Source organism: Actinocrinis puniceicyclus (assembly GCF_018283645.1).
GTDB lineage: Bacteria > Actinomycetota > Actinomycetes > Streptomycetales > Catenulisporaceae > Actinocrinis > Actinocrinis puniceicyclus.
The window spans coordinates 1-4139 of sequence record NZ_JAGSXH010000234.1 but is presented as its reverse complement, the minus strand read 5'-3'; the positions used below and the strand labels follow the sequence as shown (position 1 = coordinate 4139).

Annotated in this window: 5 protein-coding genes; 2 read left to right on the top strand and 3 right to left on the bottom strand. The window is 68.4% G+C overall.

Going from position 1 to position 4139, the window contains the following annotated elements; all coding sequences use genetic code 11:
- Positions 1-447 precede the first annotated feature (447 nt).
- The 3 genes from KGA66_RS28205 to KGA66_RS28195 form a co-directional block, all read right to left on the bottom strand.
- Positions 448-765: a hypothetical protein gene (locus tag KGA66_RS28205; RefSeq protein WP_211472508.1), complete on the bottom strand. Its 318-nt coding sequence runs from the start codon at positions 763-765 to the stop codon at positions 448-450.
- 142 nt (positions 766-907) lie between these two features.
- Entirely contained in the window at positions 908-1252 is a 345-nt protein-coding gene (locus KGA66_RS28200; RefSeq protein WP_211472506.1) for a CU044_2847 family protein, read from the bottom strand.
- 9 nt (positions 1253-1261) lie between these two features.
- Positions 1262-2854: a trypsin-like peptidase domain-containing protein gene (locus tag KGA66_RS28195; RefSeq protein ID WP_211472504.1), complete on the bottom strand. Its 1593-nt coding sequence runs from the start codon at positions 2852-2854 to the stop codon at positions 1262-1264.
- A 314-nt stretch (positions 2855-3168) separates the two neighbouring features.
- Here KGA66_RS28195 and KGA66_RS28190 point away from each other — a divergent pair, with 314 nt between their 5' ends.
- Entirely contained in the window at positions 3169-3360 is a 192-nt protein-coding gene (locus KGA66_RS28190) for a DEAD/DEAH box helicase family protein (RefSeq protein WP_211472502.1), read from the top strand.
- Entirely contained in the window at positions 3357-3989 is a 633-nt protein-coding gene (locus KGA66_RS28185) for a 3'-5' exonuclease (protein ID WP_211472500.1), read from the top strand. The genes KGA66_RS28190 and KGA66_RS28185 overlap by 4 nt, the downstream gene beginning before the upstream one ends.
- The last annotated feature ends 150 nt before the right edge of the window (positions 3990-4139 follow it).

Genomic DNA, 4139 nt, shown 5'->3' with positions numbered 1-4139 from the left:
GGTGTGATGGGCGACCCGGCGGGGGTGGGTGTGATGGGCGACCCGGCGGTCGGCCTGTTCCTCGCCCACCGGCCGTCGTGCCCACCGGCCGTCGTGCCCACCGGCCCGCGGGCACAGGCGCGGATTATCGCGCCGGCTGTGTCCACCATCGGGTAGGTTCTCGCAGCACGCGTTCGGCGCCGTCGTGGTCGGCGAGGCGCGCGGAGACGACGGCCTGCGCGATGTCGTCGGGGAGCGCTGCGGCTCTTCGGATCACTGCGTGCCGGATCCAAGGATGTCTTCGCTCCAGGTCTCAGCGGCGACACTGTTGCGGACCTGGCGAAGCCGGAGCGCTCGGCGGGCTCGTCCTCCATGCTGTGGTCGGCGCAGGCGGTGATGCTCCTGAAGCGTAGTTCGCTGCCTGCTGCCGACCAGCCGTTGACAAACGCATCGAAACTGCGGTCCGCCTCAGGCCGGCCGGGCAGGCAGGTCCGGGCGCTGGGCCGGATCGTCCCAAACTACGGACCCGTCCGGCAGGTACTCTTCGTCGTCGCCGCCGAGCAGCCGCGCGCCGAGGCGCTCGGCGGCGAAAGCAGCGATCTCGGCGATGCTCTTCTCGCCTTCCGGGTAGATCCAGAGCTGCCCGTCGCGCCAATAGAAGTTGGTCAGGAGGTCATCCACGCGCGGCCAGTCTGCCAGCGCCGCCTCCCACTGCGCCTGCGGGATCGGGAACTCGGCGGAGCGCAACTGCGATCCCGCGCGCGTGATGTGGAGGTCATAAGGCATGTCATCAGCCTCCTACCGGGTAGAGGAGCACGATGATCCCTAGGCAGCGCTCATCTGACTGATCGTGGAGGGTGCCGCAGAATGTGTACCCTGCAGGTTCGAGACGTACCGGGAGCGCTCGCGGATGAGGCGGACGTGGGGATTATCCCGATGCTTCCGGCTGCTCGGCCGTCTCCGTCTTCTTCCACAACAGCGTTACTTGAAGGTGTCCTTCGAGGGTGCTTCTCGCGATGATTGCTCCGGCTTGAGCGTCGAGGCGCACGCCGAACTCGACGGTCACCTCGTCCGGTTGATGCGGCAGGCTGGTGAACTCGCGCAGGGTGGCGGCGGCTGCGGCGCGCACCCCGCTGAGCGCTGCCTGGAATGTCTCCGCGGCGTTGCGTGCCGCCTCGCCGGCGATCGACGCGCGGGCGATCCCCGGCTCTGCGGCCGGTTCGACGAGGACGGTGCCGCCGCCGTCCAGTTCGAAGCGGACGAGTTTGCTCATCGCGTGTTGTCACCTCTCCGGGAGCGGTAGCGTGCCGAGTGTGGCCCAGGCCGACCAATAGGTGGCGTTGTCGAACCGCGCGTACCAGAGTCGACCGGTCGTACTGGCTATGAGGCATTCGTACGTGCCGTCGGGCTGCGTGCTAGCGGCGACGTCGGCGACCGGTTCGGGCGTCTCGAACGTGTGCCAGGCCGACCAGTCGGAGCCCTCCCGCTGCCAGCGGTGGATGAGTTCGCCGGCGCTGGTCACGGCGAAGACCTCGTGGTGTCCTGGCGCGAGGCTGGCCGCGGCCACCCGCTTGATCGCGGGGCTCTTGGTCCCCTCCGGTATGCGCATGGGTTCCTCCCACGAGGACCAGCGGCCGCCGTTGTGTTCGGCACGCCAGCACCTGCCGTGTTCGTCTGCGATCACGCAGAGCACGTGGCCGGGTCGCATGGAGGCGGCGCCGACATCGCTTACGCGCGTTTGAGTCTTGAACAGGTGCCAGGTGGACCATTCCAGCTTCACCTCGGCATTCTCTGCCCAATGCCAGCGGTGGATCAGCTCGCCGGCGCTGGTTACCGCGAACAGTTCCGCATGGCTGGGGCCGCTGCTGACCGTGGTCACTCGCGCGATTACCGGACTGGCGATGCGTAGGCGGTCCTGCGCGGTGTCGGGCGGGCGAATGGGCTCCCAGTTGCCCCACCGGCCAGCGCGGCGGGACGAATGCCAGACGCGGCCATACTCGTCGGCGGTCACGCAGTCCATCTCGCCGGCGGCCCGCGAGAAGGCGGAAAGGTCCGCGGGTCGAGCCGGCGGCGCGGCGTCGTACCAGTGCGACCAGGTCCCGCCGCAGTCCCACCAGCGTCGGATCAGCCGGCCCGATGCCGTCACGGCGCTGACTTCGTGGGAATCGGGCCAGGGGGCGCACGAGGCGACAGCGGTCAGGTCAAGCGGTTCGATGACGAAGCGACGCTCGGCGATCTCGATGCGGTTCATCATCAGGGGCCAGTAGCGAGTGATCGTCTCGGTAGGCAGCATCCAGGAGACGTGTGCCCGCTCGTCTTCGTCGAACGTGACGATGATTCCGAGGATCGCGCCGTCTTCGGCGTCGACGACCCCGGCTCCGCTGAATCCGCGTTCGACGCGCTTGTCAGTCGGGCTGTCCGCGCGCAGTTGAACCCAGTCCGTCTCCGGCGCGGGTGCCTCTCCCTGCCTCAGCCACGTGCGTACACCGCGCTCGTTGTTTACGGTGTAGCCGAAGACTGAGAGCTGATGGCCCACGCGTCCGGCGGACGGTCGCAGAACCGCGTTCGGGATCGCGACGGGCTCGTCAAGCCTCAGGATGGCGATGTCGGCGTCCTGTCCGCGTTTGGGAAACCATCCGCCTTCAAGCACGTGAGCGCGGTGCTTGACGGGGTGGCGAAGACCCGGGAAGTCGATCTCGATCTGCCCCGGGGGTGCCGGCACGATCTTCGAGTCCTGTTCGTCGTCAGGGTTCACCACGTGAGCGCACGTGAGCACGTGCTGCTGTGAAATCAGGACTCCGGCACCGGCGACTTCCCCGTAAGGGCTCCAGATCCGCGCCCGCCACGCGTCTGCGGCTTCGGCTCGCTCGCTCACGCCAGCCCCCATTCGCTCGAACAAGACCGCCTCGACGGCCGAGATTATCCGAAACACCCCGGGGTCGGCGTGCGAATGCTTGAATGTGCGCACACTGCGTTCAGGCGATTCGGCCGTTGACGGGGTAAGCGGGCTGATCGAATCGGAGCGTGATCGCGGTGCCTCGAGCTTCTCGGGTGGCGGCGAACTTCCCCGAACCGGGGAGAGGCAAGAGCGGTGAAGGTCGTGAACGTGTACGGCGACGCGGTGCTGAAAGTCGTCGAAGTCCGACGGTCGAACCGTTGCCGGGGGTAATGTTCGGCCGAGGAGGGAAAATGGCGTTCACTGCTGCCCAGTCCGCCACCATGGCGACGGGCGACCCGTACCTGCGCATCCTCGCCCGCGCCGGATCGGGCAAGAGCGAGTTCGTCTCGCGGCGCATCGCCGGGTTGCTCGCCCGGCCCGGCGCCGAGCCGCGCCGCGAGCATGTCGGCTCGCGCCGGACCGCAGAGAGCGGGCGGCGGTGAGCGTGGGCCGCACCGGATACGCGGTCTTCGACATCGAGACCACCGGATTCAGCCTTTACCCTGATTCGATCGTCGAGATCGCAGTCGTACACGTCGATGCGCTCGGCGCGATCACAGGATCCTGGGACACGCTGCTCAGACCTCAGGACGACGTCGTCGGGCCGACCTTCGTGCACGGCATCACGCAGGACATGGTGCTCGACGCGCCGCGATTCGCCGAGGTGGCGCCCCAGTTGCACGGCCTATTCGCCGGGCGGGTGCCTGTGGCACACCGGCTGCCGCAGTTCGACGGCCGCTTCGTCGCCGCTCACTTCGCCTGGTCCGGCATCCGGTTGCCGCAGCTGACCCGGGGCCTGTGCACGTGGAAGCACGCACGCCGCCACCTGCCGCTCGCGAGCCACACGCTGGGCGCGTGCTGTGGGCATCTGGGCATCGACCTGACCGAAGCGCATCAGGCTCTTGCTGACACCCTCGCCACGGCGAAGCTGCTGAGCCACTTCATCACCGCAGGTTTCCCCCTCGAAGGCGTCGCGTTGCCGGCGCTCACCGGAATGCCGCACCCACGTTCGCCGGCTGAGGACCGATTCCTGCCGCGCACGGTCGCGACTCGACCGCATATCGGGTCCTGACGACCCAGCGGCTTCGTCCTCGTTCGAACAGAGGGACCGGCGTCGGTGCGAACCCGACCTGTTGCGACGCCCGGCATCCCGGCCGGTATGGGCGCGACCGGGTGCGCCGCCGCGTGGCCCCCTCGTCGCCCCCGTGTCTCCCTGTCTCTT